This is a genomic window from Clostridium beijerinckii, assembly GCA_003129525.1.
Lineage (GTDB): Bacteria > Bacillota > Clostridia > Clostridiales > Clostridiaceae > Clostridium > Clostridium beijerinckii_D.
This window is the reverse complement of record CP029329.1, coordinates 3,580,844-3,606,676: the sequence shown is the minus strand read 5'-3', so window position 1 is coordinate 3,606,676 and position 25,833 is coordinate 3,580,844. Positions and strand designations below refer to the sequence as shown.

At 28.7% G+C, this 25,833-nt stretch carries 23 protein-coding genes; 19 read left to right on the top strand and 4 right to left on the bottom strand.

Annotated features, from left to right (window positions below):
* Positions 1 to 109: 109 nt before the first annotated feature.
* The gene (locus tag DIC82_16230) at positions 110 to 265 is read left to right on the top strand and encodes a cytochrome C551 (GenBank protein ID AWK52453.1); all 156 of its coding nucleotides are present in this window, start codon (positions 110 to 112) and stop codon (positions 263 to 265) included.
* Between the two features lie 292 nt (positions 266 to 557).
* Here the strand turns inward: DIC82_16230 and DIC82_16225 are convergent, their stop codons facing one another.
* Positions 558 to 1,043, bottom strand: coding sequence for a transcription factor YdeB (locus DIC82_16225; GenBank protein ID AWK52452.1), 486 nt, complete (start codon positions 1,041 to 1,043; stop codon positions 558 to 560).
* Between the two features lie 600 nt (positions 1,044 to 1,643).
* Between DIC82_16225 and DIC82_16220 the strand changes: the two genes are divergently transcribed.
* From DIC82_16220 to DIC82_16210, 3 genes are all read left to right on the top strand, one after another.
* Complete coding sequence (locus tag DIC82_16220; GenBank protein ID AWK52451.1) at positions 1,644 to 2,462, top strand: hypothetical protein; 819 nt, start codon at positions 1,644 to 1,646, stop codon at positions 2,460 to 2,462.
* Positions 2,463 to 2,877: 415 nt separating this feature from the next.
* The gene (locus DIC82_16215) at positions 2,878 to 3,498 is read left to right on the top strand and encodes a uridine kinase (GenBank protein AWK52450.1); all 621 of its coding nucleotides are present in this window, start codon (positions 2,878 to 2,880) and stop codon (positions 3,496 to 3,498) included.
* A 282-nt stretch (positions 3,499 to 3,780) separates the two neighbouring features.
* Positions 3,781 to 4,437 carry an HAD family phosphatase gene (locus tag DIC82_16210; protein AWK52449.1) on the top strand — a complete coding sequence of 219 codons (657 nt, stop codon included), beginning with the start codon at positions 3,781 to 3,783 and terminating at the stop codon, positions 4,435 to 4,437.
* Positions 4,438 to 4,487: 50 nt separating this feature from the next.
* Here the strand turns inward: DIC82_16210 and DIC82_16205 are convergent, their stop codons facing one another.
* Positions 4,488 to 5,708: a threonine ammonia-lyase gene (locus DIC82_16205; protein AWK52448.1), complete on the bottom strand. Its 1,221-nt coding sequence runs from the start codon at positions 5,706 to 5,708 to the stop codon at positions 4,488 to 4,490.
* Between the two features lie 403 nt (positions 5,709 to 6,111).
* A complete protein-coding gene (locus DIC82_16200) occupies positions 6,112 to 7,668 on the bottom strand; it encodes a heme ABC transporter ATP-binding protein (GenBank protein ID AWK52447.1) in 1,557 nt (518 codons plus the stop codon).
* Positions 7,669 to 8,142: 474 nt separating this feature from the next.
* Between DIC82_16200 and DIC82_16195 the strand changes: the two genes are divergently transcribed.
* On the top strand, positions 8,143 to 8,325 hold the full coding sequence (locus DIC82_16195; protein AWK52446.1) for a hypothetical protein: 183 nt from the start codon (positions 8,143 to 8,145) through the stop codon (positions 8,323 to 8,325).
* A gap of 218 nt (positions 8,326 to 8,543) precedes the next feature.
* Here DIC82_16195 and DIC82_16190 read toward each other — a convergent pair whose 3' ends face one another.
* The gene (locus tag DIC82_16190) at positions 8,544 to 9,248 is read right to left on the bottom strand and encodes a hypothetical protein (protein AWK52445.1); all 705 of its coding nucleotides are present in this window, start codon (positions 9,246 to 9,248) and stop codon (positions 8,544 to 8,546) included.
* 506 nt (positions 9,249 to 9,754) lie between these two features.
* Here DIC82_16190 and ytxC point away from each other — a divergent pair.
* The 14 genes from ytxC to DIC82_16120 all read left to right on the top strand — a co-directional run bounded on the left by ytxC (position 9,755) and on the right by DIC82_16120 (position 25,777).
* Complete coding sequence (gene ytxC / locus DIC82_16185; protein ID AWK52444.1) at positions 9,755 to 10,663, top strand: putative sporulation protein YtxC; 909 nt, start codon at positions 9,755 to 9,757, stop codon at positions 10,661 to 10,663.
* A 163-nt stretch (positions 10,664 to 10,826) separates the two neighbouring features.
* Positions 10,827 to 11,348, top strand: coding sequence for a translation initiation factor IF-3 (locus tag DIC82_16180; protein AWK52443.1), 522 nt, complete (start codon positions 10,827 to 10,829; stop codon positions 11,346 to 11,348).
* A gap of 20 nt (positions 11,349 to 11,368) precedes the next feature.
* Positions 11,369 to 11,566: a 50S ribosomal protein L35 gene (locus DIC82_16175; protein ID AWK52442.1), complete on the top strand. Its 198-nt coding sequence runs from the start codon at positions 11,369 to 11,371 to the stop codon at positions 11,564 to 11,566.
* A gap of 28 nt (positions 11,567 to 11,594) precedes the next feature.
* Positions 11,595 to 11,954: a 50S ribosomal protein L20 gene (locus DIC82_16170; GenBank protein AWK52441.1), complete on the top strand. Its 360-nt coding sequence runs from the start codon at positions 11,595 to 11,597 to the stop codon at positions 11,952 to 11,954.
* Positions 11,955 to 12,279: 325 nt separating this feature from the next.
* Positions 12,280 to 13,626 carry a Trk family potassium uptake protein gene (locus DIC82_16165; GenBank protein ID AWK52440.1) on the top strand — a complete coding sequence of 449 codons (1,347 nt, stop codon included), beginning with the start codon at positions 12,280 to 12,282 and terminating at the stop codon, positions 13,624 to 13,626.
* A gap of 9 nt (positions 13,627 to 13,635) precedes the next feature.
* On the top strand, positions 13,636 to 14,307 hold the full coding sequence (locus tag DIC82_16160; GenBank protein ID AWK52439.1) for a potassium transporter Trk: 672 nt from the start codon (positions 13,636 to 13,638) through the stop codon (positions 14,305 to 14,307).
* A gap of 17 nt (positions 14,308 to 14,324) precedes the next feature.
* The gene (locus tag DIC82_16155) at positions 14,325 to 15,107 is read left to right on the top strand and encodes an RNA methyltransferase (protein ID AWK52438.1); all 783 of its coding nucleotides are present in this window, start codon (positions 14,325 to 14,327) and stop codon (positions 15,105 to 15,107) included.
* Positions 15,108 to 15,681: 574 nt separating this feature from the next.
* Positions 15,682 to 16,701 carry a phenylalanine--tRNA ligase subunit alpha gene (locus DIC82_16150; GenBank protein ID AWK52437.1) on the top strand — a complete coding sequence of 340 codons (1,020 nt, stop codon included), beginning with the start codon at positions 15,682 to 15,684 and terminating at the stop codon, positions 16,699 to 16,701.
* Between the two features lie 289 nt (positions 16,702 to 16,990).
* Positions 16,991 to 19,369: a phenylalanine--tRNA ligase subunit beta gene (locus tag DIC82_16145; GenBank protein AWK52436.1), complete on the top strand. Its 2,379-nt coding sequence runs from the start codon at positions 16,991 to 16,993 to the stop codon at positions 19,367 to 19,369.
* A 241-nt stretch (positions 19,370 to 19,610) separates the two neighbouring features.
* The gene (locus tag DIC82_16140; GenBank protein ID AWK52435.1) at positions 19,611 to 20,039 is read left to right on the top strand and encodes a cell division/cell wall cluster transcriptional repressor MraZ; all 429 of its coding nucleotides are present in this window, start codon (positions 19,611 to 19,613) and stop codon (positions 20,037 to 20,039) included.
* 12 nt (positions 20,040 to 20,051) lie between these two features.
* Complete coding sequence (locus DIC82_16135) at positions 20,052 to 20,984, top strand: 16S rRNA (cytosine(1402)-N(4))-methyltransferase (GenBank protein ID AWK52434.1); 933 nt, start codon at positions 20,052 to 20,054, stop codon at positions 20,982 to 20,984.
* Positions 20,985 to 21,169: 185 nt separating this feature from the next.
* On the top strand, positions 21,170 to 21,679 hold the full coding sequence (locus tag DIC82_16130) for a cell division protein FtsL (protein ID AWK52433.1): 510 nt from the start codon (positions 21,170 to 21,172) through the stop codon (positions 21,677 to 21,679).
* A gap of 207 nt (positions 21,680 to 21,886) precedes the next feature.
* Positions 21,887 to 24,154, top strand: coding sequence for a stage V sporulation protein D (locus tag DIC82_16125; GenBank protein ID AWK52432.1), 2,268 nt, complete (start codon positions 21,887 to 21,889; stop codon positions 24,152 to 24,154).
* 156 nt (positions 24,155 to 24,310) lie between these two features.
* Positions 24,311 to 25,777, top strand: coding sequence for a UDP-N-acetylmuramoyl-L-alanyl-D-glutamate--2,6-diaminopimelate ligase (locus tag DIC82_16120; protein ID AWK52431.1), 1,467 nt, complete (start codon positions 24,311 to 24,313; stop codon positions 25,775 to 25,777).
* Positions 25,778 to 25,833: the final 56 nt, after the last annotated feature.

Genomic DNA, 25,833 nt, shown 5'->3' with positions numbered 1-25,833 from the left:
AAGAATGTTCCTAAGGGAATAAAAAAATATATCAAAGATTTAATTAGATTAAAATTTCTCCTTATGAGAAAGTATTAGTTAAGTAAGTCTTTAATTTGGAGGAATTGTAATGGAAGATAAAACATTAGTATGTAAAGATTGTGGAAATGAATTTGTATTTACATCTGGAGAACAAGAATTCTACAAAGAAAAAGGATTTGAAAACGAACCAGTAAGATGTCCTGATTGTAGAAGAGCTAGAAAGCAACAAAATAACAGAAGATAGTTTCTGTTTAAAAAATAAGCTATAAGAGTTAAATCTTATAGCTTTTTATAATTTTAAAGAACTCTATGAAAGTATCTGATAGAGTTCTTTTTAGTTGAATTTAAATAATTAATTATTATATTTAATATCTTATATATTTAGGGTGTATCCAATTTTAGCAAGATATACTCGCGAGCGTAGTTTTCATTTTTATGTATCTGTGAGTATACAAATTAAACCTATTAAATAATACTAACTTTGTTACATATTATTTAATAGGTTCAATCAATTCAAAAAATATATAATTATAAATTTATATTTTATTAAGATTTAAATTTAAGAAATCTGTAGCTTCAGTTTCACTAATGTCTTTAATAAAAGAAACTTCCTGAACTAAAAATTTATGAGCAGTATTAAAAAGTTGCTTTTCACTAGTATTTAATGATTTCTCTTTATTCATAAGTATTAAATCGTAAACTACTTCAGCACTATCTTTAAGAGAACCAGATTTTATTTTAGTCATATTATTTTGATATCTTTCTTTAGCTGATATACCTTCTAAATTGTTATTTTTGTTAGTAAGATCAAATAATACATCTTCTAAAGTAGAATTATCAGTGATTTTACGCAAATTTGAACTTGATATTTTATCACTTGGAATCATTATTTCAAGACTGTTTGATAGAATTTTAACTATTATGTACTCTCTATTCTTACCAGAAAAAATTTTATCTTCGATTCTATCAATAATACCTATACCTTGCATTGGGTAGACGACTTTATCTCCAATTAAAAACAAAAAAATACACCTCCATATTTATTTATCTGATGTCAAGTATTCTAACACTTACATCGCTTTAGATAGCAGCTAAGACCCCCGACCATTCGGGTATACACATTAATGGTAAATGATACCGATTATAGGTATCGTTTTTAAGCTCAACTAAATTCAGTCAGAGTATAAAATTCCACCTGAAGAGTTTCACTTTAGACACATGAAAGAAAATAAAAAATTAAATATATTAGAATATTTAATTTTTATTTTTCTATGCTCCTAATATATATATTATATCATAATAAGTTGAAAAAACAAAATTTTAATATATCATATATTGAATATAGTGTCAATAATATTATCAATAAAAATATGTTGAGTAAATTTATGGATACTTATATTACATATTGTAATAGTAAGGATGCAATAATAATAGAAATATATAAAAAATAGTTAGAAATCGACATATTATAAGAATATAAGATAAGTAAATTAAGCATAAGAAAAAGAATTTGAAAAAACATTGAAAGAATACATAAATATATAAGTAATATAAAAACTTGATAATATACAATATGTGATGTAAAATTAAGGAAATGATTACAACAAGGGGAGGTTGCTAATGTGAAGGGGAAGAAAAAAAGAGAGTTAAGGAAAAGAACTATAAAAAGTGAGAGAAAGATAAATCAAAAAAATAAAAAATTAATGATAGATAAAATTTTATCCTATAACCCTATGATATTGGAAGGTATTGAGAGATATAAGGATGCAAAAAGGGATTTTACACTTCTAATATTTCTTGGCACTTTGTTAATAGATTTCCCATTGATTTCAGTACCTTGCTGCATACTGTCTATGTTTTTTACTATGAAAATGTTGCAATTTGTAAGATATAAAAGCATAAATAATATAGTGATTGAATTAGCAAAAGATTTATCCTTTAAAGGGATATATAATAAAGAAAAAGTAGATGATATGCTAGATGACTTTGAATTTAAATATGGAAAAGATATTATTGAATATGAAGAATTAGTAAATATGTTAGATAAGTACGATACTTTGGTAACTAAAATTGAACATGTTTTAAGAAGCATTAATATAAAAGAAGAAAGAAATCTTGATGATGAAGATAATTTGCTAAAAAAAGGAGAAATATCATTTCTTAATAAAGAAGATAATATAATTTGTGAAGTAATTAAAGGGAATCAGTATAATGGTAGAGACGTTGTTCAATGTTATAAAGATATTAATGAAAAATTATCTGTACTTTACAAAAGAGAAAATGGCAACGTTAAAAGTGTTAATAAAGCTATAGAATTTTTTGATGACCAATCTTACAATAATCAAGATGCAGTTGTAATAAAGAATACAAATAAAGATAATAAAAAGCTTACAATATATTTATATAAGAAATCTTCAAATTTACAAAAAAATGCATTATAGCATAATTAACTTTACCCTATGTTTATATATACTTATAGTTGGGAATCATGCCTATAATTAGAATTTTAATTATTAATGTTTAATGACCAATGATAAGGGGTTAATAATTGTGAACATTGATAACTTACAAATACTTTTAAATTATCATTTTAATTTAACGATAAGTAAAACCTGAGAAGTAGCTATCTATTACAGTTCAAGTAAATTTAAATGGAATCTTAATATTCTAATTTAAAATTTAAATAATAAGAAAATGATTACACATAACTCCTATTAATATTTAGTATATAGAGACTAAATATTAATAGGAGTTGTCTTTTTATTTGTTTTATAATAAAATCTAATAAGCATAGAAGTGAAAATTTATCAAAAATTATTATATTTATGAATATATTAAGTTATTATGGAGGAAAGTATGCAGGATGTAATGGTAATAGGTATAGCTGGTGGAAGTGGTTCTGGAAAAACTACTTTGTCAAAAAAAATAAAAGAAGTTTTTAATAATGAAGTTATAATTCTTTGTCATGATTATTATTATAAATCTAATGAGGGAATTTCTTTAGAAGAACGTAAAAAACTTAATTATGATCACCCCGATTCTTTTGACACTGATCTTTTAATTTATCAACTTAAAAATCTAAAAGAAGGAAATACAATATATCACCCAGTTTATTCTTTTGTTGAACATACAAGATTAAATGAAACTGTTGAAGTGAAGCAAACTAAGGTCATAATTGTTGAAGGAATATTAATATTTGAAAATAAAGAACTTTGCGATTTAATGGATATTAAGGTTTTTGTAGATACAGATGGGGATGTAAGGATAATAAGAAGATTATTGAGAGATGTACAAGAGCGTGGAAGAGATTTGGATTCTGTAGTAAATCAATACTTAAGTACAGTAAAACCTATGCATGAAGAATTTGTAGATCCAAGTAAAAAAAGAGCAGACATCATAATTCCAGACGGCGGAGAAAATGTAGTTGCTTTAAGTATGCTCCTAGAAAGAATAAAAAACTTTATAAATGAAAACTAAAAATACATAAATTACGGGTATTGCGCAACGTAGATACCCAAAGTGAAAATTAGGGTTTATTGAATAAATTACCGAAATGAAGGTCATGCATTAGTGAGGAATCCTTTAAATATATATAAGGCCTAAACTACATATATATAATCTGACCAAAGAAAATGATGAAGGGTTTGTTGGCAAATTTAATGGGGAATTACAATAAAAAGTTGGAAAGCATAAAATAAAATGTTAATATGAATAGAGAAATAAGTAAGTAATATTTAAGGGGAAAGGGGAATGACACAGATGAAAAAAGTAGATGCAATAATTTTTGATATGGATGGAGTATTAATAGACTCTGAAAGATTATCTTTAAAATGTTATCAAGAGGTTTTTAAAGAATACGACTACAAAATAGATGAGGAATTTTATGTGAAATTCATAGGAACAAATGTTAAGAGTATAAAAGCTAGAATGGAAAAGGAATATGGGGAGGATTTCCCATTTGATAGTATATACGAGAAAAAGGTCAAATTAACATTAGAAATTACTGATAAAAATGGAGTGACAATTAAGCCAGGAGTACATGAATTACTAGATTATTTAAATAAAGAAAATTATAAAGTAGCAGTAGCTACATCAACAAGAAGAAAAAGAGCACTTCAATTGTTAGAGAAAGCGAAAATAAAAGACAAGGTAGATTTTGTTATTTGCGGAGATCAAGTTGAAAATTCTAAGCCAGATCCAGAGATTTTCTTAAAGGCAGCTAAAGGATTGGGTGTAAATCCTGAAAATTGCATAGTAATAGAAGATTCAGATGCAGGAATAACAGCAGCACATGCAGCTAAGATGATTGGCATACATGTTCCAGATATGAAATTTTTAGAAGATGAAACAAAGAAATTGGCATTTAAAATATGTGAGAATTTAATTAAAGTTAAAGAATATTTAGAAGAAGTCTAAGGCATATGAAAGAAAAATAAGATTACCTCAAAATTTGAGGTAATCTTATTTTATTGATAAATCATTTTGGGTTGAATTAAATTTGGCTTATAGCCATTATCTATAAGTGCTTTCACAATAGCATCTTTATGTTCATGACCAAAGGTCTCCATAGTAATATCAAGTTCAACTGCATTATTACGGTTAATGCTAACAAATTGATTATGGTCAAGCTTAATTATATTACCTTGAGCTTCTGCAATTACTCGAGATACATTTGTTAATTCACCTGGCTTATCTGGAAGTAAAACAGAGATTGTACAAATACGTTCTCGTTCAATTAAGCCGTGTTGAACTAAAGAAGCAAACGTAATTACATCCATGTTACCACCACTTATAATGGATACAACTTTTTTATCTTTAACATCTAAGTGCTTAAGTGCTGCAACGGTTAGTAAACCAGAATTTTCAGCAAGCATCTTGTGATTTTCAAGCATATCTAAAAATGCACCAATTAACTCATGATCTTCAATTGTAACAACATCATCAAGATTTTGTTTTACATATGGAAAAATCTTAGAACCAGGAGTTTTAACCGCGGTACCATCAGCTATAGTATTAACATTTGGAAGCGTAACAACTTCACCTTTTTTTAGTGAAACTTGCATACAATTTGCGCCAGCAGGCTCTACACCTATAACCTTAATATTAGGGTTAAGAAGTTTAACTAAGGTGGAAACGCCAGCAGCAAGTCCACCACCACCGATTGGAACTAAAATAATATCAACTGTTGGAAGCTCTTTTATAATTTCCATTGCAATAGAGCCTTGACCAGTTGCAACATCTAAATCATCAAATGGGTGGATAAAAGTATATCCTTTTTCCTGTGCCAATTCTAATGCGTAATTACAGGCTTCATCATAAACGTCACCATGTAATATAACTTCCGCACCATATGCCTTTGTGCGGTTTACCTTCATAAGTGGAGTGGTCGTTGGCATAACTACTATTGCTTTTGCGTTATATTCTTTTGCTGCATATGCAACGCCTTGTGCATGATTACCAGCAGAAGCTGTTATAAGCCCTTTGTTTCGTTCTTCATCACTAAGAGTACTAATTTTGTAATAAGCTCCTCTAATTTTATAAGCCCCAGTTTTTTGCATATTTTCAGGTTTCAAATAAACTTTATTTCCGGTCATATCTGAATAATAATCACTATAAACTAATTTTGTCTTTAAGATCACTTTTTGCACAATTTCATATGCTTCTTCGAATTTATCTAATGTCATCATTTTAATAACCCCTTCTTATGTATAATTACTTTTAAATATCAATAGATTCATGATAACATTTTAGAATATTATGTCAATAGACAGTTTGCTTCAACAGTTGCATTTAAACTTTTGAATTACAATTGAAAAAAATTTTTTTTTTTTTTTTTTTTTTTTTTTTTTTTTTTTTTGAAAGGGAATTAAGATAGGTAAAGAGTAGAAGATAGTAAGATTATAATAATTTTATTAATAAAAACTATTAGCAAATTTAGATAACAAATAAAGGAAGAAGCACAATTTTAATGAGGACTTCTTCCTTTTTAATTTAATTATTTGCTGAACAATACTATAGTAGTTTGAAAAAATAAATACACATAAGCTATATGCCTATGTGTATTTAAAATTACTTGTTTTAATTCGATCATTAAACTATTTTAGTTGTCCAATCCTCACAATTCCAAGTTTCAGTTATTATATCTCTATAAAACTCAGGTTCATGGGATACTATAAGGATTGTACCTTTATATTCTTGTAATGCTCTTTTGAGTTCATCTTTTGCATCTACATCTAGATGGTTTGTAGGTTCATCTAAGATTAGTATGTTTGTTTCAGTATTTAGAATTTTACAAAGTCTAACCTTTGCAGCTTCTCCACCTGATAAAACTCTTATTTGAGATTCAATTTGTTTACTTGTTAAACCACATTTAGCAAGGGTAGCTCTTATTTGGTATTGAGTGAAACCTGGGAACTCTTCCCAAACTTCTTCTATACATGTTTTAGTATTATTTTTTCTATCTTCTTGTTCAAAATATCCTATGTATTGATAATCACCAAGATTAACTTGTCCACTGATTGGCTTAACTATTCCAAGTAAACTTTTTAAAAGTGTTGATTTACCAAGTCCATTGGCTCCAACTAACGCTATTTTTTGACCTCTTTCCATGTATAAGTTTAGTGGCTTTGTAAGAGGAGAGTCATATCCAATAACTAAATCATGAGTTTCAAATATAACTTTACCTGCAGCTCTAGCTGTTTTGAAAGTGAATTCTGGCTTTGGTTTTTCTCTTGAAATTTCTATTATATCCATTTTATCTAATTTCTTTTGTCTAGATTTAGCCATGTTAGCAGTAGCGGCGTTAGCTTTATTTCTAGCAACGAAATCTTCAAGTCTTGAAATTTCCTTTTGTTGTTTTTCAAAAGCAGCTTCTAGTTTCTCTTTATTTATTGCATGTATTCTTTCAAATTCATTATAATCTCCAACATATCTAGCGAGTTTTCTTTCATCTACACTATATATTAAATTTACTACTGAATTTAAAAATGGAATATCATGTGAAATTAATATAAATGCATTTTCATAGGATTGAAGATATCTTTTAAGCCATTCTACGTGTTCTTCATCAAGATAATTAGTAGGTTCGTCTAAAAGTAAAATATCAGGACATTCAAGTAATAATTTACCTAAAAGAATTTTAGTTCTTTGTCCACCAGATAAATCATCAACGTCTTTATCAAGCCCTAAATCTAAAAGTCCAAGTCCTTTTGCAACTTCTTCAACCTTTGGGTCAATTACGTAAAATCCATTGTGATCAAGCAAATCTTGAATTGTAGCTGTCCTATCTAGCATTTTAGTTAATTCATCTTCAGTACAATCGCCCATTTTTTCATATAGAGAATTCATTTCTGCTTCTAAATCAAAAAGATATTTAAAAGCATCCCTTAAAGCATCTCTTATACTTAGCCCTTTAGTTAAAGCAGCATGTTGATCCATATAACCAACTCTAACGTTATTTGACCAGATGATACTACCTTCATCAGGCATAAGTTTTCCGGTTACTATATTCATAAATGTTGATTTACCTTCACCATTAGCTCCAATAAGACCAACGTGTTCTCCTTTTAATAATCTAAATGAAACATCTTCAAAAATAGCTCTATCTCCGAATCCGTGATTCATATTTTTAACAGTAAGTACGCTCATTAATTGCCTCCTAAAATAAAAAATAATTATTTACCTGATAGCTAGCATTCGTGGCACTCCAAATTCTAAGAGTGGGAAATAACGGATGCTAGCCCCTGGACGATGTGACCCTTGGCGTTATAAGTTCAACTAAGATTCAGACGGGAATCAAATCTCACCTAAATTAAGTTTCACTTGATAACTCTATCCTAAAATAGTTTAAATGATGGAAAGCTAATAGTCAAAGTAAATTTCTAAAATTTTAGTCACATTCAATTATGCAAATAATATATTTAAAGAAAAATCAAGAAATTCAAACTTTTATTAATAATATTGTTACTTTTGGGTAAACTTATTAATGTAAATAAAAGGACTTATAATAAATGAAATTAAACTCGAAATCACTTGCTGAACATGTGATTTAAACCAAATCATAGATTTTGGTTCTCTACTTATAATATTAATAAAAATTTATATTAATTAAGAAAGTATTTTATGAAAGGAGATATTATAATGGTAGATTTGACTAAAGAAATAAAAGAAAAGGCAGAAAAAATGGGGTATGAAATGAAGGGTTTAGCACAAGATATGGGCACTGAAATGAGGGACATGAGAGATATAATGAAAGTAAAAGCTGAAAGATTAAGTGAAGAAATAAAGAAAAGGATGATGAGATAAATTATAAAAAGCTATTAAGTTGCTAGTTTTTTGTAATTTAAGCATATGAAAGAGAATAACAAGGCTATAATACGTAAATCAGATTTTACATATTAGACTTGTTATTTTTTATGTACTAAAACTAAGGAATATAATAATTATTTGTAAGTATAATTATCCATTAAGTTTATCTAAAAGTAACACAAAAAAATAGAAATCATATTATATAGTTGACACTGCTAAAGAGTAAGCAAACTACCTCTATCTATTAATTTTCCTTTTTTTAGTGAAATAGGGGAAACGTCATATTTAAAAAGAAATTTTTTTATTTCATATCCCCATTTGTAACTATCTAAATCACCAAAGAAAGCCATCTTATCATTTGAGATCATACCACCAACCCCGCCTATAAAACCATAATTTAAAGAGGGTAGTAATATATCACCAGGAGGAAGCAAAAGAATATCAAAGTTATAGTCTTTTAAAGATTCAAAAATTCCTTTATCGCTTGTTATTAATGCATTATCTCTGACAGGTAGGATAGAACACTTAGTATATCCTTGAGGAACATTAATATGTACTTTTGAATTTTGAGATTTTAAAAGTTCTCTATCACTATATTTTAAATTATGGATAAAATAATTTTCTAAAATTAAAGAATTTAAAATAATATCATCAGGATATGTATTGGACAATGACTTTTTTGAAACAATATACTTTATGTTATTTACTTTAAGAATTTCTTTTAAGCTTTGTGAAATATTTTTTTGAACAATAATTTGGGTTGACGATTTATTTTTAAGTATATTTAGCTGAATATCAGGATGACCATTTATAGCTTCATAAACTTCATTACACTTAGGGATTAATATTGGATTCATATTTAGTTTTGAAAGACTGAGTAATTCTTCTTTACTAATTCTATAATCAACGAAACAATGCATATAACTCTCCTTATTAAGTAAAACTTGATTTGGGTGGAGTTTTATCTCCATCTGAATCTTAGTTGGATTTATAACCACAAGGGTCACAATGTACCCTCAAGTGGTACATCGTCTAGCGGCGTGCAGCCGTTAACTATTTAAAATGTTATTTTGAACTATAGATTATATTTTGAACTTTAAATTATAACATGTCAATCAACTATTATTAATCTTAAAGTACACTTGAAAAATGACAAGTTAGCATGCTAATCCATTTTGTCTTAAGACTAGTTCAACTAAATTCAGGTAGAATATGAAATTCCACCTAAAAAGTTTCACTTAGTGCCGTATTACGGCAGAATGTTCACCTGATAGCCTGCTATGAGGTAACATACATTCTTATCTGACAAAAATACAAATCACGTCATTGGCTTGTTTTTTCTTTTACATGCCTAAAAAATAAAATATAAATTTTGTATATCCATAAAAATTTTATACATACTAATATTAAGAAGGGAGTGAAATCCATGCTTATTTTAAAATTAGCTTATAATGAAGACTTGATTTTTTCTCATGAATTACAGGAGCTAAGAGAATTACTAAAGAAAAAAGATATATTAATAGGATTTGTTGAAAGTATAGAAAGAAAAACTCATATAATTAAGATAATTTGCGAAGAAAATTGTTATAATGAAAAAATAAAAGATATTATTAACTTATATGTTAGTAACATTTTATATAGAATAGTTATTGATAATTATAGAAAAAAAGAAATGCTTGAATTTTTAACTAACAATTATTTTTTCTTAAAACAACGTGAAATATTAGAAGTAGAAGATGAAATAGTAAAAGTATTGAAATATGAAGAAACAACTAAAAATGAAGATTCTATATATTGTTTAAATAGAATAAATTCAATGATAGAGAAAATCAGAGATTGTATAAGTGAAAAACAAGAAATTAATATAGATGGTTTTATAACTTTTAGAATGAAAAAACTTAGAGAAGATATAGAATGTATTATAGATAAAGTGATAGAAAGATATATGGTGGAAAAAGAGTATAAAGAATTTGTAAAATTATTAAAGTATTTTGTAGATATACAAGAATGTAAAATAGAAGAAATAAATATAATAATAGAAGAAAATAATAACTATATAATAAAAAATGGAGAAGGAAAAGACTTATATTATGATTTTTTAAAAGAAATAACAGCAGAACAAGGTAGCTTAGAATTAAATATGGAAGATGTATTAATAAGTGGGCTTATAACAAGTGCACCTAAAAATATAATCATATATGGGAAAGAAAATTGTACTAACAAAGAATTTTTAGATACAATAGAAAATGTATTTGGTGATAAAGTAACTTTTCACGATTGCGGTAGTGATTTTAAACCTAAAAAAATAATCGCAAAAAATGTTGACATGTATTAAGAACGATGATATACTCATATATGTTAAGAAGAAACAGCCGTTTCTCACCCTACAGTGTTTATAAACTACTAGTATGGGTATTTGATGAAGATTTATTATTGAGTATTGATAATATGAGACGGCAGTGATGCCGTCTTTTTATTATGTATAAAGTTTTTCGGAGGTGAAAAATATTAATAAAGATTTTTCTATGAATGAACAGATTAGAGAAAAAGAACTTAGACTAATAGGAAGCGATGGGGAACCATTAGGTGTTGTCCCAACAATCGAAGCAAAGAGACTTGCTGAAGAAAAAGAAATGGACTTAGTTATGATTTCTCCTAATGCGAAGCCACCAGTTTGTAGAATTATGGATTTTGGTAAGTATGTATATGAGCAATCTAAAAAAGAAAAAGATGCTAAGAAAAAGCAAAAAATTGTAAGTCTTAAAGAAGTAAGATGTAGTCTAACAATTGAGGAACATGACATTGATATAAAAGCAAAGAATGCCAGAAAGTTCCTATTAGAAGGAGATAAAGTTAAAATCACTGTTAGATTTAGAGGTAGAGAAATGGAACTTTCCCATATGGGACAAAAGATTCTTGATAACTTTGCAGCTAAATTAGAGGATGTCTGCCTAGTAGAAAAAAGACCTAAAAGAGAAGGCAGAAACATGACAATGGTTTTAGGGCCTAAAAAGGCGTAACTTGAGAGGAGGATTTAATCATGCCAAAAATGAAAACTCATAGAGGTGCAGCAAAAAGATTTAGAATAACAGGTACAGGAAAATTAAAAAGAGCTAAAGCATTTAAGAGCCATATCTTAACAAAGAAGAGCTCAAAAACTAAGAGAAATCTTAGAAAAGCTGGATATGTTTCAAAATCACAAGTAAAAGTAATGAAGAAATTATTACCATACCTATAATATGAAGTTAATACAGGAGGTTTAAGTAATGGCAAGAGTAAAAAGAGCGAAAAATGCCCGTAAGAACCATAAAAAAGTTTTAAAACTTGCAAAAGGATACTACGGTGGAAAAAGCAGATTATATAAAACTGCAAATGAATCAGTAATAAGAGCAATGAGAAATGCTTATGTTGGAAGAAAGAATAAAAAGAGAGATTATAGAAGCGTATGGATCGCAAGAATAAATGCAGCTACAAGAATAAATGATCTTTCATATTCAAAATTCATGAATGGAATCAAATTAGCTGGAATAGATATCAACAGAAAAATGTTATCTGAAATAGCTATAAATGATCCTAAAGCATTTGCAGAATTAGTAGAAGTTGCTAAAAAACAAATAAACGCTTAATACATAAAATGCGACTTAGGTCGCATTTTATTTTATATAAAAATATAAAATATTTGAAAAATTTCTATATAAGATTACCAGAAAAGAACTTTATGTTAAGTAATTACAAGGATTTCTTGTATATTTTATAATATAAATAAGGATAATATATATTATAAAGTATATATTTATAATAATTTTATTATAGTTGATTGAATAGATTTTATAGTGGCAATTAAGAAGAGCAAGAAATTATGAAAGTACATTAATTAGAATACATGTAACAAAACAATAGATACTATTATTAAAAATATGATAAGGTTATTAACCTTTGGAGTGGGTGCACATGTCAGAAGCTTTAATGAAAAAATTAAAAATTAATGCAGTTCAAGTGCTTGCTATAGGATTTGCACTAGTTATTTTAATTGGAGGAATTATACTTAGTTTACCGATTTCATCAGCTAATGGAGAATATACAAACTTTTTAGATTCAATATTCACATCAACATCAGCGGTTTGTGTTACAGGACTTGTTACTGTAGACACAGGAACTCACTGGAATATCTTTGGTAAAATAGTGATAATGCTTTTGATTGAAACAGGTGGACTTGGGTTCATGTCTATTACTATTTTTATAGCTATATTATTAGGGAAAAAAATAACACTTAAAGATAGACTTATTATGCAAGAAGCTATGAATGCTTTTAATATACAAGGTCTTGTAAAGATGGTCCAATACATTTTAGGTTTTACATTAAGTGTTCAAATTACCGGAGCAATATTATTGGCAACACAATTTATACCACAGTTTGGATGGAAAACAGGGATATTTTTCAGTATATTTCATTCGGTATCTGCATTTTGTAATGCAGGATTTGACTTGTTTGGAGATTATGCTAGTTTAATTAATTACTCTAGTAATGCTGTTGTCTTATTAACTATAGGTGGACTTATAATTATTGGAGGCCTTGGATTTATTGTTTCGCTGGAAATATTGAATTATAGAAAAACTAGGAGATTATCTACTCATTCAAAAATTGTAATATGCATAACACTTGTTTTACTTATTTTTGGAGCGATATTTATGTTCTTTGTCGAATATAAAAATCCAGAAACTCTTGCAAATATGAATTTTAGAGATAAAGCACTTAATGCTTTTTTTGCTTCTATTACACCAAGAACAGCAGGATTCAACAGTATTTCTACTGATGGAATGACCATAGCAGGTAAACTTATGACAATAATATTAATGTTTATTGGTGGAGCATCTGGTTCAACAGCGGGAGGGCTTAAAGTAACTACCTTTGGAGTACTTGTATTTACTTTAATATCAGTGCTTAAAGGAAGAGAAGATACAGAGGCTTTTGGAAGAAAATTTTCAAGAGAAACAGTATATAAAGCATTTACTTTGTTATCTATTGCTATGATGTTAGTGATAACAGTTACAATAATCCTTACTATAACAGAACCGGATAAGCTTTTTATAAACTTGCTTTATGAAGCTGTATCGGCGTTTGGGACAGTAGGACTTACGGCTGGAGTAACTCAAAGTATAGGAACAACATCTAAAGTAGTTCTTATTATCACTATGTATCTTGGTAGAGTTGGTGCGTTAACAGTAATATTAGCAGTTCTTAATAAAAAGAAAAAAAGTGGAATTAAATATCCAGAAGGAAAAATATTAATTGGATAGGGGATTAAGATGGCAAAAAAACAATTTGTTATAATTGGACTTGGAAGATTTGGTGCCTCAATAGCTAAGACTATATATAATTTAGGTCATGATGTATTAGCCATTGATACGAATGAAGATAAAATTCAAGAAATCGTAGATAATGTTACTCATGCAGTGCAAATGGATGCAACAGATGAAAATGCATTGAGAACATTGGGAATTAGAAATTTTGATGTAGCAGTAGTGACTATTGGAAGTAATATTCAAGCTAGTATAATGGTAACCTTATTAGTTAAAGAAATGGGAGTAAAATATATATTAGCAAAAGGAACTAGTGATTTGCAGGCTAAAGTTTTATATAAAATTGGTGCAGATAGAGTGATTTTACCTGAAAAAGATATGGGAACTAGAGTCGCCCATAATCTAGTATCTTCAAATATACTAGATTATATAGAATTATCTTCAGAATATAGTATGATTGAGATTCAGCCGTTAGATGAGTGGTACAATAAATCATTAAAAGACACAAAAATAAGAGCAAAATATGGTATAAATATAGTGGCAGTAAAAACAGAGCATAACATAAATGTTTCCCCTTCAGCAGATTATGTAATAAAGCATACAGATGTTTTAGTTGCTCTTGGTTCAAGCTCAGACTTAATTAAGTTTGAAGGCATGATAGGGAAAAAAGTTAAATAGTTTTGAGGTGTAGGACTTTGGTGTTTATTGAAAGCAAAGAAAATAATTTATTTAAGAATACAAAGAAGCTTAAAGAAAGAAAAAATAGAAATAAAAGCAGTAAATATATAATTGAAGGTTTTAGATTAGTTCAAGAAGCGTTTAAAGCAAATGTAGATGTAGATTATTTAATTGTTACAGAAGATGCCTTAGATAAGATTGATCAATTTTTATTAGATTATATAACTGAAGAAATGAAAATTTATAAAATAAGTGATAATTTATTTAAAGAGCTTATTTCTACAGAAAACCCACAAGGGATTCTCGCAGTTATAAATATGAATGTAATGCCCCTACAAGTTAATGGAAGTTTTTATTTACTTTGTGATAAGTTGCAAGATCCAGGCAATTTAGGAACTATAATAAGAACTTCTCATGCAGCAGGAGTACAAGGGATCATATTAACTAAAGGTACTGTGGATATATATAATGAAAAAACAATTAGATCAACCATGGGTTCAATATTCTATATTCCAATTCACTATGATGATGACAATTTATCTTTAGTTAAAAACTTAAAAGAAGATGGATTTAATTTAGTTGTAACTGCTCTTGATACAGATAAGGATTTTTTTGAAGAAGATTTACGAGGAAAAATAATATTAACAGTTGGAAATGAAGGTAATGGAGTGAGTAAAGAAGTATTGGATTTAGCTGATACAAAAGTTAAAATACCAATGCCGGGAAATGCTGAATCATTAAATGTTGCTATAGCGACATCTGTTATAATGTACGAAAAAGTAAGACAAGATAGGCTATAGCATAGTAGTATGAAATATTAGAAAATGAATGGATTTATATCTAATAATGTAAAAAATAATAAACTATAAAATGAGTATTGATATTTTTAGTATTTATTTGTATAATTAGTTGTATTAATTAAATAATTAAAAACTGTGAATGAGAAAGTAGATATTAGAAAAATTTTAAGGGAGAGAAGGTCTTAGACTGTAAGCCTTCTTAAATAATATAATATTGAAGTTCGCTCAGGAGTTCTAGCTGTGAAATTTATAGTAGTAGCTAGCGGCAAAAAAGTCGTTAATATTAATTGAGTTGGGTAGCTTTTTATTAAAAGCTCCAATTAGGGTGGTAACGCGGATAATTCGTCCCTTTTTATAGGGGGACGATTTTTTTTATGCAAAAATTTAAACAATGTAAATTTCAGAATGTTGAATACGTAATTAAGAAATTATAAATAATTTAGGTTTAATAAGGATCTATATATTCAATAGAGAATTATGTAAAATTTTATTTTAAATTGCGAATAATGCATTGCTCACAGATACCCTAAAGAGCATGAATTATACATTGTACTTGGTGAAAGGAGATTATATTATGAAAGAAAAATTAAAAGAATTACAAGAGCTTGCATTAAAGCAAATTGAAACAGCTATGAAAAGTAGTGAATTAGAAGAAATTAGAGTTAAGTTCTTAGGTAAAAAAGGTGAACTTACTACAATATTAAGAAGTATGGGAGGATTATCTCCAGAGGAAAGACCATTAGTTGGGAAATTAGTAAATGAAGCTAAAGCTTTAGTAGAAGAAAAATTAGACAAAACTATAAAGAGTATAAAGGACAAAGAAAGAGATGAAAAGCTTTCAAGTGAAACTATAGATATTTCACTTCCAGGAAAGAAAAAGGTTATAGGAAAAAGACATCCTTTAGATTTAACACTTCAAAGTATGGAAGAAATATTTATTTCAATGGGATTTACAATTGAGGATGGTCCTGAAGTTGAACTTGATTATTATAATTTTGAAGCTTTAAATATTCCTAAAAATCATCCGGCAAGAAGTGAACAAGATACTTTGTATATTAATGATAATATGGTACTTAGAACTCAAACTTCACCTGTTCAAGTTAGAACTATGCAAAATCAAAAACCACCAATAAAGATGATATCACCAGGTAAGGTATATAGATCAGATTCAGTAGATGCTACTCATTCACCTATATTCTATCAAATGGAAGGGTTAGTTATTGATAAAGGAGTTACCTTTGCAGATTTAAAGGGAACGTTAGAATTATTTGCTAAAAAGATGTTTGGTAATAAAGTTGAAACTAAATTTAGACCTCATCATTTCCCATTTACAGAACCATCAGCTGAAATGGATGCAACTTGCTTTGTTTGTGGTGGAGAAGGATGCAGAGTCTGTAAAGGCAGTGGTTGGATAGAGCTTCTTGGATGTGGAATGGTTCATCCGAATGTACTTAGAAATTGTGGCATTGATCCAGAAGTTTATAGCGGATTTGCCTTTGGATTTGGTGTTGACAGAATGGTAATGCTAAATTATGGAATAGATGATATAAGATTATTATATGAAAGTGATGTTAGATTCCTAGATCAATTCTAGAAATACTAGATAACAGAAAAATAGTTAATCATAGTTATTTTTAAAAATATAGAAAAATTGCGAATTAAGAATATATATTCTAAACCATATTTATTCTTCAGAATATTACCACATATATGGTTATATTCTGAAGAATATGCACTTTAAAAAAGTGCTTCAGCACAATTAAGAACTTTCACAAATATAAAAAAGGTGCGAAGTACAATAGAGAACTTTCACTAATGCGGGCTCATGGTTATTTGATGAATTATGATAATCGCATAGAGGTAAAAATTGAGGAGGAAAAAATATGAAAGTACCATATAGTTGGCTTAAAGATTATGTTGAAATAAATGTAAGTCCTAAAGAATTAGGAGATAAATTAACCTTAACTGGTTCACAACTTGAAGAACTTATAATTCAAGGTGATGTAATTGAAAAAGTTGTTACAGGAAAGATCACACAAATAGTAAAACATCCAGATGCAGAAAAATTAAGTATCTGTCAAGTTAATATAGGAAGCGAAGAAATACAAATAGTTACTGCTGCAACCAATATGAAAGAGCAAGATATAGTGCCTGTTGCACTTCATGGATCAACACTCGCAGATGGAACTAAAATTAAAAAAGGAAAGCTTAGGGGAGAAGTATCCCTTGGTATGTTCTGCTCAGAAGAAGAACTTGGAATCGCTGGAGATGAACCAGTTCATGGATTATTGATTTTACCTACAGATACAGTAATAGGAGCAGATATTAAAGATGTTCTAGGGCTTAATAAAGCAATTTTAGATTTTGAAATAACTTCAAACAGACCAGATTGTTTAAGTATTGTTGGTATGGCAAGAGAAACCGCAGCAGCACTTAGAACAACTTATAAAATGCCAAACTTAGAATATAAAGTTTCAAATTCTGCTAACATTAATGATGAATTAAAAGTTGAAGTTAAAGATGAACTTTGTTCTAGATTTATGGCAAGAGAAATTAAAAATGTTAAAATAAAGCCATCACCAGGTTGGATGCAAGAAAGATTGCTTGAAGCAGGTATTAGACCAATAAATAACATAGTTGATATTACAAACTTTGTTATGTTGGAAATTGGTCAGCCAATGCATGCTTACGATAAAAGAGAAATCACAACTAATAAGATTGTAGTTGAAAGAGCAAAAGATGATGAAAAATTTACAACATTAGATGAAACTGAAAGAGTTTTAGATAATTCTATGCTTTGTATAAAAGACAATGATATAACCATTGGACTTGCTGGAATCATGGGCGGATTAAATTCAGAAATAAAGGAAGATACTACAGAAGTTATATTTGAATGTGCAAATTTTGATGGGACTAATATTAGAGTGAATTCTAAAAAATTAAATTTAAGAAGTGAAGCTTCAAGTAGATTTGAAAAAGATATTGATCCAAATTTAGCTGCAATTGCAATCAATAGAGCGTGTAGCTTGATTTGTGAATTAGGTGCTGGAGAAGTTATGGAAGGAACAATTGATTTTTATCCAAAAAAGAAAGAAGCAGGAGAAGTAGTTGTTGATTCTAATTGGGTGAATTCATTCCTTGGTACTGATATTTCTAAGGAAGAAATGAAGAAATGTTTAGATAGTGTAGATTTATTTACAAAAATTGATGGAGATAATTTAGTAGTTACAGCTTCAACTTTTAGAGTTGATATTGCAATTAGAGAAGATATAGCTGAAGAAATTGCAAGAATTTATGGGTATGAGAATATTCCTACAACGATATTCAGTGTTTCTACTGATAGAGAACCTAGATATAAAAAAGGTATTTTAGATAACAGGGTAGTATTACTTGCAACTGGTAGTGGATTAAACCAATCTATTAGCTATTCATTTGTATCGCCAAAGGTATTTGATAAAATTATTTTACCAGAAGATAGTGAACTTAGAAATGTAGTTAAAATAAAAAATCCACTAGGCGAAGATTATAGTGTAATGAGAACAACAACACTTCCTTCAATGATGGAGAGTTTAGGTAGAAATTATTCTAGAAATAATTCTTATGTTAGATTATTTGAAATGGGAAAAGTATATATAAAGAATGAAGATGATACTAAGCTTCCAACAGAAAAGAACGTTATAACTATTGGTATGTATGGAGATTGCGATTATTTAGATCTTAAGGGTGCAGTTGAAAATATAGTAGATGGTCTTGGAATAAAGAATGCTAAGTATCAAAGAGAAAGTGAAAATGTTAGCTATCATCCAGGAAAGACAGCTAAACTTGTTATAGGAAAAAATGTAGCAGGAACTTTAGGCGAAGTTCATTTAGAAGTTTGTGAAAATTATGGACTTGATGTACCATGTTTTGTAGCACAATTAGATTTAGATGCACTATATGAAAGTTCTAATATGGGTAAAAAGTATAAACCATTACCTAAATTCCCAGCAGTAACAAGAGATATTGCATTACTCGTTGAAGATACTATCCTAGTTCAAGAAATTGATGAAACGATACGCAAAGCTGGTGGAAATCTAGTTGAAAAAGTAGAGTTATTTGATATATATAAAGGAAAGCAAATACCAGAAGGTAAGAAGAGTATAGCTTATGCAATTGCTTATAGAGATGAAAATAAGACATTAACAGATAATGAAGTTAATAAAGTACATGAAAAAATATTAAGATCTCTAGAATATAAGCTTGGAGCTACATTAAGAGATTAAAGCCATACTAATATAATATAGATATTCATAAACTGCTTTAGAATAAGTTTTATTTATTTTAAAGCAGTTTATTTTGATTATTTTAGTATTGAAAAACAAATAAAAATTAAAAAATATTTATTTTAAGGAGGAAATATTATATTTGTATAGAATAAATATAGATAAAGTGGTTTAAAGTGGTACGAAGTGGGTTATAATAGAGGGGAAAGTAAAAAATCTATCAAAGTGGGAGCTGAGAATATTGTTCATTGGAGAATACCAACACGGTCTAGATCCTAAAAATAGAATGATTGTTCCAGCAAAACTTAGAGAAGGCCTTGGTAATACATTTGTTATTACGAAAGGTCTTGATGGCTGTCTTTACGCTTACCCACGTGAAGAATGGAGAATACTAGAAGAAAAAATGAAAACTTTACCTTTGACAAACAAGGATGCAAGATCTTTTGTAAGGTTCTTTTTTTCTGGTGCTTGTGAAATTGAATTGGACAAGCAAGGGAGAGGTTTGATTCCACAAAATTTAAAAGAATATGCAGGGATAGAAAAGGACATAGTAAGTATTGGAGTATTATCTAGAGTAGAAATATGGAGTAAAGAAAAGTGGAATGAATACAATGAGTCAAATATGGATTTTGACTCAATGGCAGAAAAAATGAATGATTTAGGAATATAAGGAGTTTTGATTATGGAATTTAAACATGTATCAGTATTATTAAACGAATGTATCGACGCATTGGATATAAAAGAAAATGGAATTTATGTTGATTGTACATTAGGGGGTGCAGGTCATTCATCTCATATTGTAAAACATTTATCTAAAGACGGAATGCTAATTGGAATAGATCAAGACAACGATGCGTTAAAGGCAGCTAAAGAAAGATTACAAGAATTTACAAATGTAAAATATGTTCACAATAATTTTTACAATATAGATAATATTTTAAATGAGTTAGACGTGGATAAAGTAGATGGAATTTTAATGGACCTTGGAGTTTCGTCATATCAACTTGATGAGGCTGAAAGAGGCTTTAGTTATATGAAAGATGCTTCCTTAGATATGAGAATGGATAGGGATAGTGATTTTTCAGCTTATGAAATTGTAAATAATTACAGTGAAGACCAATTATATAAAATAATAAAGGATTATGGTGAAGAAAGATTTGCTAAAAGAATTGCCAATATTATAGTTAATAGAAGAGCAGAAAAACCTATAGAAACAACTTTTGAACTTGTAGATATTATTAAAGCTGCAATCCCAGCAAGGCTGAGAAGAGAAGGTCCTCACCCGGCAAAAAGAACTTTTCAAGCTATTAGAATAGAAGTTAATTCAGAACTACAAATATTAAATAAAACTATAGAAGATGGAGTAAATAGATTAAATAAGGGAGGAAGAATGGCCATTATAACATTCCATTCTTTAGAAGATAGAATAGTAAAACTTAAATTTAGAGAATTAGAAAATCCATGTACTTGTCCAAAAGGATTTCCAATCTGTGCTTGTGGAAAATCTCCAGTGGTTAAGACTATATCAAAAAAGGGAATAGCACCAACTGAAAATGAAATAGAAGAAAATCCAAGAAGTAGAAGTGCTAAACTTAGGATAATTGAGAAATTATAATTTTGACTATAGCTACCTACCACTAATTCGCGGTATTTTAATGCTGGCGATAAATGTTACTTAGTTCCTTAACAAGGTACTCATTATGGGATGGATTCAATTAAAAGGTTCAAATTGGGATTAACCCTTATTTGAATCAAGTTTCACTTAATATTATGTTATAAATAAGTTGGGATGTGAATAAATTGGCAGGAAGAGAATATGATTATATAAAGGGTAGTACAGTATCAGCACCAGAAAGAAAAAGTGGAGTACGTAAATCAGATAAAAAACATAAACAAATACAAAGACGAAAAGATATAAACAATAGAAATACCTTATTAAGAAATAGAAGAAAAAATGATAGGAAATATATTTTAACTGTGGCGATTGTTATATTTAGCTTTGGGTTTATAACAATTTCTGGAGATAGTAAGGTTTATAATATGCAAAGGAAAATAAGTGATATAAGTACTCAAATTAATCAAAAACAAGAAGAAAATGAAGCGTTAAAAGTAAAGTTGTTAAAATTTTCTTCTTTAAGCAACATTCAAGAAAAAGCTGGGACGAAGTTAGCTATGTTCATTCCTAAGAAAGAGGAAACGGTAAGAATTGACTTTTCGGAAAATTATTTTGAGAATTTAAACTCAAATAGTTCTAATGATAGTACTAAAGAAACCAATTTGTTCTCCAAATTTATGAATTTTCTAAAGTGATTTTACAATTACTTTAGAAATTATAAAATTAGCAATTAAAATATTTACTTGAGAACAATATTAAAAATGATTTCATCTAAGCTTTAATAGTTTTTAGGAATATGAAAGAAAATAACGATTAATGATGAAAAATATACAACGCATCTTTGATCTGTTATTTTATTTCATGTGTCTTATATAAAAGAAAGTGCGTGGAGGAAATAGATATTGAAAAAGAAAAATTATAATGATAAAGCGAAAATGCGTCAAAGGATAAGTGTTGCAGCTCTTGTGTTGACTGTTGTTTTTGCAATTTTGACCATTAGGCTCTCTTATATAATGATAGTTAAGAGGGCAGATTATGCTGCTAGAGCGGAAGAACAATGGACAAGCGAAGTAAAGATTGATGCTATTAGAGGAAGAATTCTAGATAGAAACGGAAAAGAACTTGCTGTATCTGCCAATGTTTATAGAGTTGACTTTGACTTAAATTCTATTAGGTCATATTTATCAAGAGGATTAAGTCAATTATCAAGTAAAGAAATTGAAAAAATGAAAAGTGTAGGGATTCCTATACCTTCTGGAGAAAATGGATTAACTACTAATGATATTGCACCTGTAATCGCAGGAGCACTAGATTTAGATTCTGCAAAAGTTAAAGAAAAACTTGAAACTAAACTTCCAAGTGGTGCATCTGCAGGTTCAGCTACACTTATAAGAAGAATAGAAAAGGAAAAAGCAGATAAAATAAAAGCACTTAATATAAGTGGAGTTTTAGTTTCACCAGATACAAAAAGATATTATCCAAATAACAATTTTCTAGCACATGTACTAGGAAGTACGAATGTTGATGGTAAGGGGTTAACAGGAGTAGAGCTTAAATATAATTCTTATTTATCAGGAGTTCCAGGTATGAAGATTGCGGAACTTGATAAAAATAATAGGGATTTGCCTTATACCATATCACAGTTTACATCACCGGTAAATGGTAAAGATATTACTCTTACTATTGATGAGAATATTCAATATTTTGCTGAAAAGGCAGCAAAGCAAGCTTATGATGATACTAAAGCTAAAGCAGTATCAGTATTAGTCATGGATCCTAAAACTGGAGAAGTGCTAGCTATGGTAAATAAACCTGATTTTGATCCTAATAGTCCATATGACGGAGCAGACTCATTTGACGGAGCAAATTCAAGTGAAAAGCTACAAAAAATGTGGAGAAATAGATTGGTTAATGATACTTTTGAACCAGGATCAATATTTAAAGTAATAACAGCTATTACTGCATTGGAGGAAAATGTTGCTAATGCAGACACGGATTTCGTTTGCAATGGTTCATTATCAGTTGGTGGTATTCATCCAAAGTGCTGGAAAACTCAAGGTCATGGTGCTCAAAAATTTGGCGACATAATTCAAAATTCTTGCAATGTAGGATTTATGAAATTAGGAGCTATGATTGGTAAGGAAAAATTATGTGAATATATTGAAAAATTTGGATTTGGAAAAACTAGCGGGATAGATTTGCCAGGGGAAGCTAAGGGGATTGTAAAAGCAGTTGATAAAGTATCAGAGGCAGATCTTGCAACAATAGCATTTGGTCAAACAAATACAGTTAATTCAGTTCAATATATGTCAGCACTTAATGCGTTAGCTAATGGAGGAACTTTAATTCAACCCCATGTTATGAAGGAAGTTACTCATGATGATGAAAATAATGTTAATATAGTTGATGAAACTTTTAAGCCTAAAACTACTACAGTTGCAAGTACAGAAAAAACTGCAGAGCTTCGAACATATCTTGAACGTGTTGTAACTGGAGGGTCTGGAACAGGAACTTTTATAGAAGGATATCATATTGGAGGTAAAACAGGTACTGCACAAAAGGTTATTAATGGTAGATATCAAGAGGGAGCATATATTTCTTCATTTGTTGGAATGGCACCAGTTTCTGATCCTAAAGTTACTGTAATGATAACTATTGATGAACCAAGTAATGGTGTATATTATGCAGCACAAGTAGCTGTACCGCCAGCAAAAACCTTATTTACAGATATTTTTAATTATCTTGATAGTGAATTTTCAAATGAGAATTTAGGACAAATTTCTAGAGATGTAGTAATTCCAGAAATTAGAGGTATGAAAATTGCAGATGCTAAAAAAGAATTAAAAGAATCAAAATTAGATTTTAATATAGATGGAGATGGAGATGGAGAGTCAGTAATAGATATGACACCATATCCGGGATATTCAGTAAAGGAAGGCTCAAAAATAAATCTTTACACAAGTAGTGATGCGACTTATAATAATAATGTTGTAATGCCAGACGTTAGAGGATATTCAAAAGAAGATGCTACTTTGTTACTAAAAAATCTTGGAATAGTATTTACATTTGAAGGAAGTGGAATGGTATCAGAGCAAGACATTTCACAGGGAGAAGTCATAACTAAAGGAACAAACGTTAAATTAATCTTAAGTTCAGACTATAAAGATTAGAAAATTATTTAGATTATATTTTTGATGTGTATTAGAATGAATTAGGACAAATGATAAAATACTAGCATGTGGGGAATAATCACATGCTATATTTTTTTAGTAATAAGGCATGTTTTATTTGGTATGATTAAATTAAACGGTTAGGAGAGAGTGAATATGAATTTAAAAACTATTTTAAAAGGAGTAGATTGTGAAGTTATTCAAGGAGAAATTAATGTAGAAATTAATAAAATAAATTATGATAGTCGAAAGATTGAAGAACTTGATATTTTTATCTGTATCAAGGGATATGCAACTGATGGGCATAAATATATTGAAAATGCAATTAAAAAAGGAGCTAATGTAATAGTAATTCAAGATGATATAGAAATTCAAGATGAAAAAATTACTATTATTAAGTGCAGTGATACAAGAAAAGCACTAGCATTAATGGGAGCTAATTATTATGAAAATCCTAGTAGTAAAATGAAAATAATAGGTATAACAGGAACTAATGGAAAAACTACAACTGCGTTTATGATTAAAGATATTTTAGAAGCAAATAATAAAAAAGTTGGGTTAATTGGAACGATTGCAAATTATATAGGAAGTGAAAAAATTCATACTGAAAGGACAACTCCAGAATCGTTAGAATTACAAGAATTATTTTTTGAAATGGTAAATAAAGGTGTAGAATATTGTGTGATGGAGGTATCTTCTCATTCGTTGGAATTAGATAGAGTTTATGGAGTTAAATTTGAAGTTGGTATTTTCACAAATTTGACCAGAGATCATTTAGATTTTCATAAGACATTTGAAAATTATTATAAAGCAAAATTTAAATTATTTGAAAGATGTGGAATAAAACTTATCAATATTGACGATGATTATGGAAAACAAGTAAATAATGATTTGATTGATTTAAAGGCAAATAATGTGTATTCATTTTCAGTAAATGAGCATTCGAATTTTAAAGCATTTGATGAAGAAATGGGAAGTAGAGGCATTAAATTTAAACTTAATCTTGAAAGAAATGAGCAGTTTATTTTGAATATACCAGGTGAATATAATATTTATAATGCATTAGGTGCAATTACAGCTTGCTTTAAGCTTGGAATTCCAATAGAAGCAATAAAAAATGGTATGCAAAAAGTTGTTGTTCCTGGAAGATGTGAAAGAGTAGCAAATGAATATAATTTGCCTTATGAAATTATTATAGATTATGCTCATACGCCAGATGGACTAGATAACATTTTAAAAACTGCAAAAGCATTCACCAAAGGAAAATTAATATCACTATTTGGTTGTGGGGGAGACAGAGATAAGGTTAAAAGACCACAAATGGGTAAAATATCAATAGATATTGCAGATATTACAATAATAACCTCTGATAATCCAAGAAGTGAACAACCAATGGACATTATAAAAGATATTGAAGTTGGACTTAATAAAAATAAATATATGGTAATAGAGAATAGAAAAGAAGCCATAAAAAAAGCTATTAATATTGCAAACAAAGGTGATGTAATAGTTATTGCTGGTAAAGGGCATGAAACTTATCAAATTTTAAAAAATGAAACGATACATTTTGATGAAAGAGAAGTTATTAAAGAAATACTTGAATCAATGAACAATGAACAATGAACAGTTAACAATTAAGGAACAAGCTCAAAGAGAAAGCTGAAGAAACCAAATATAAA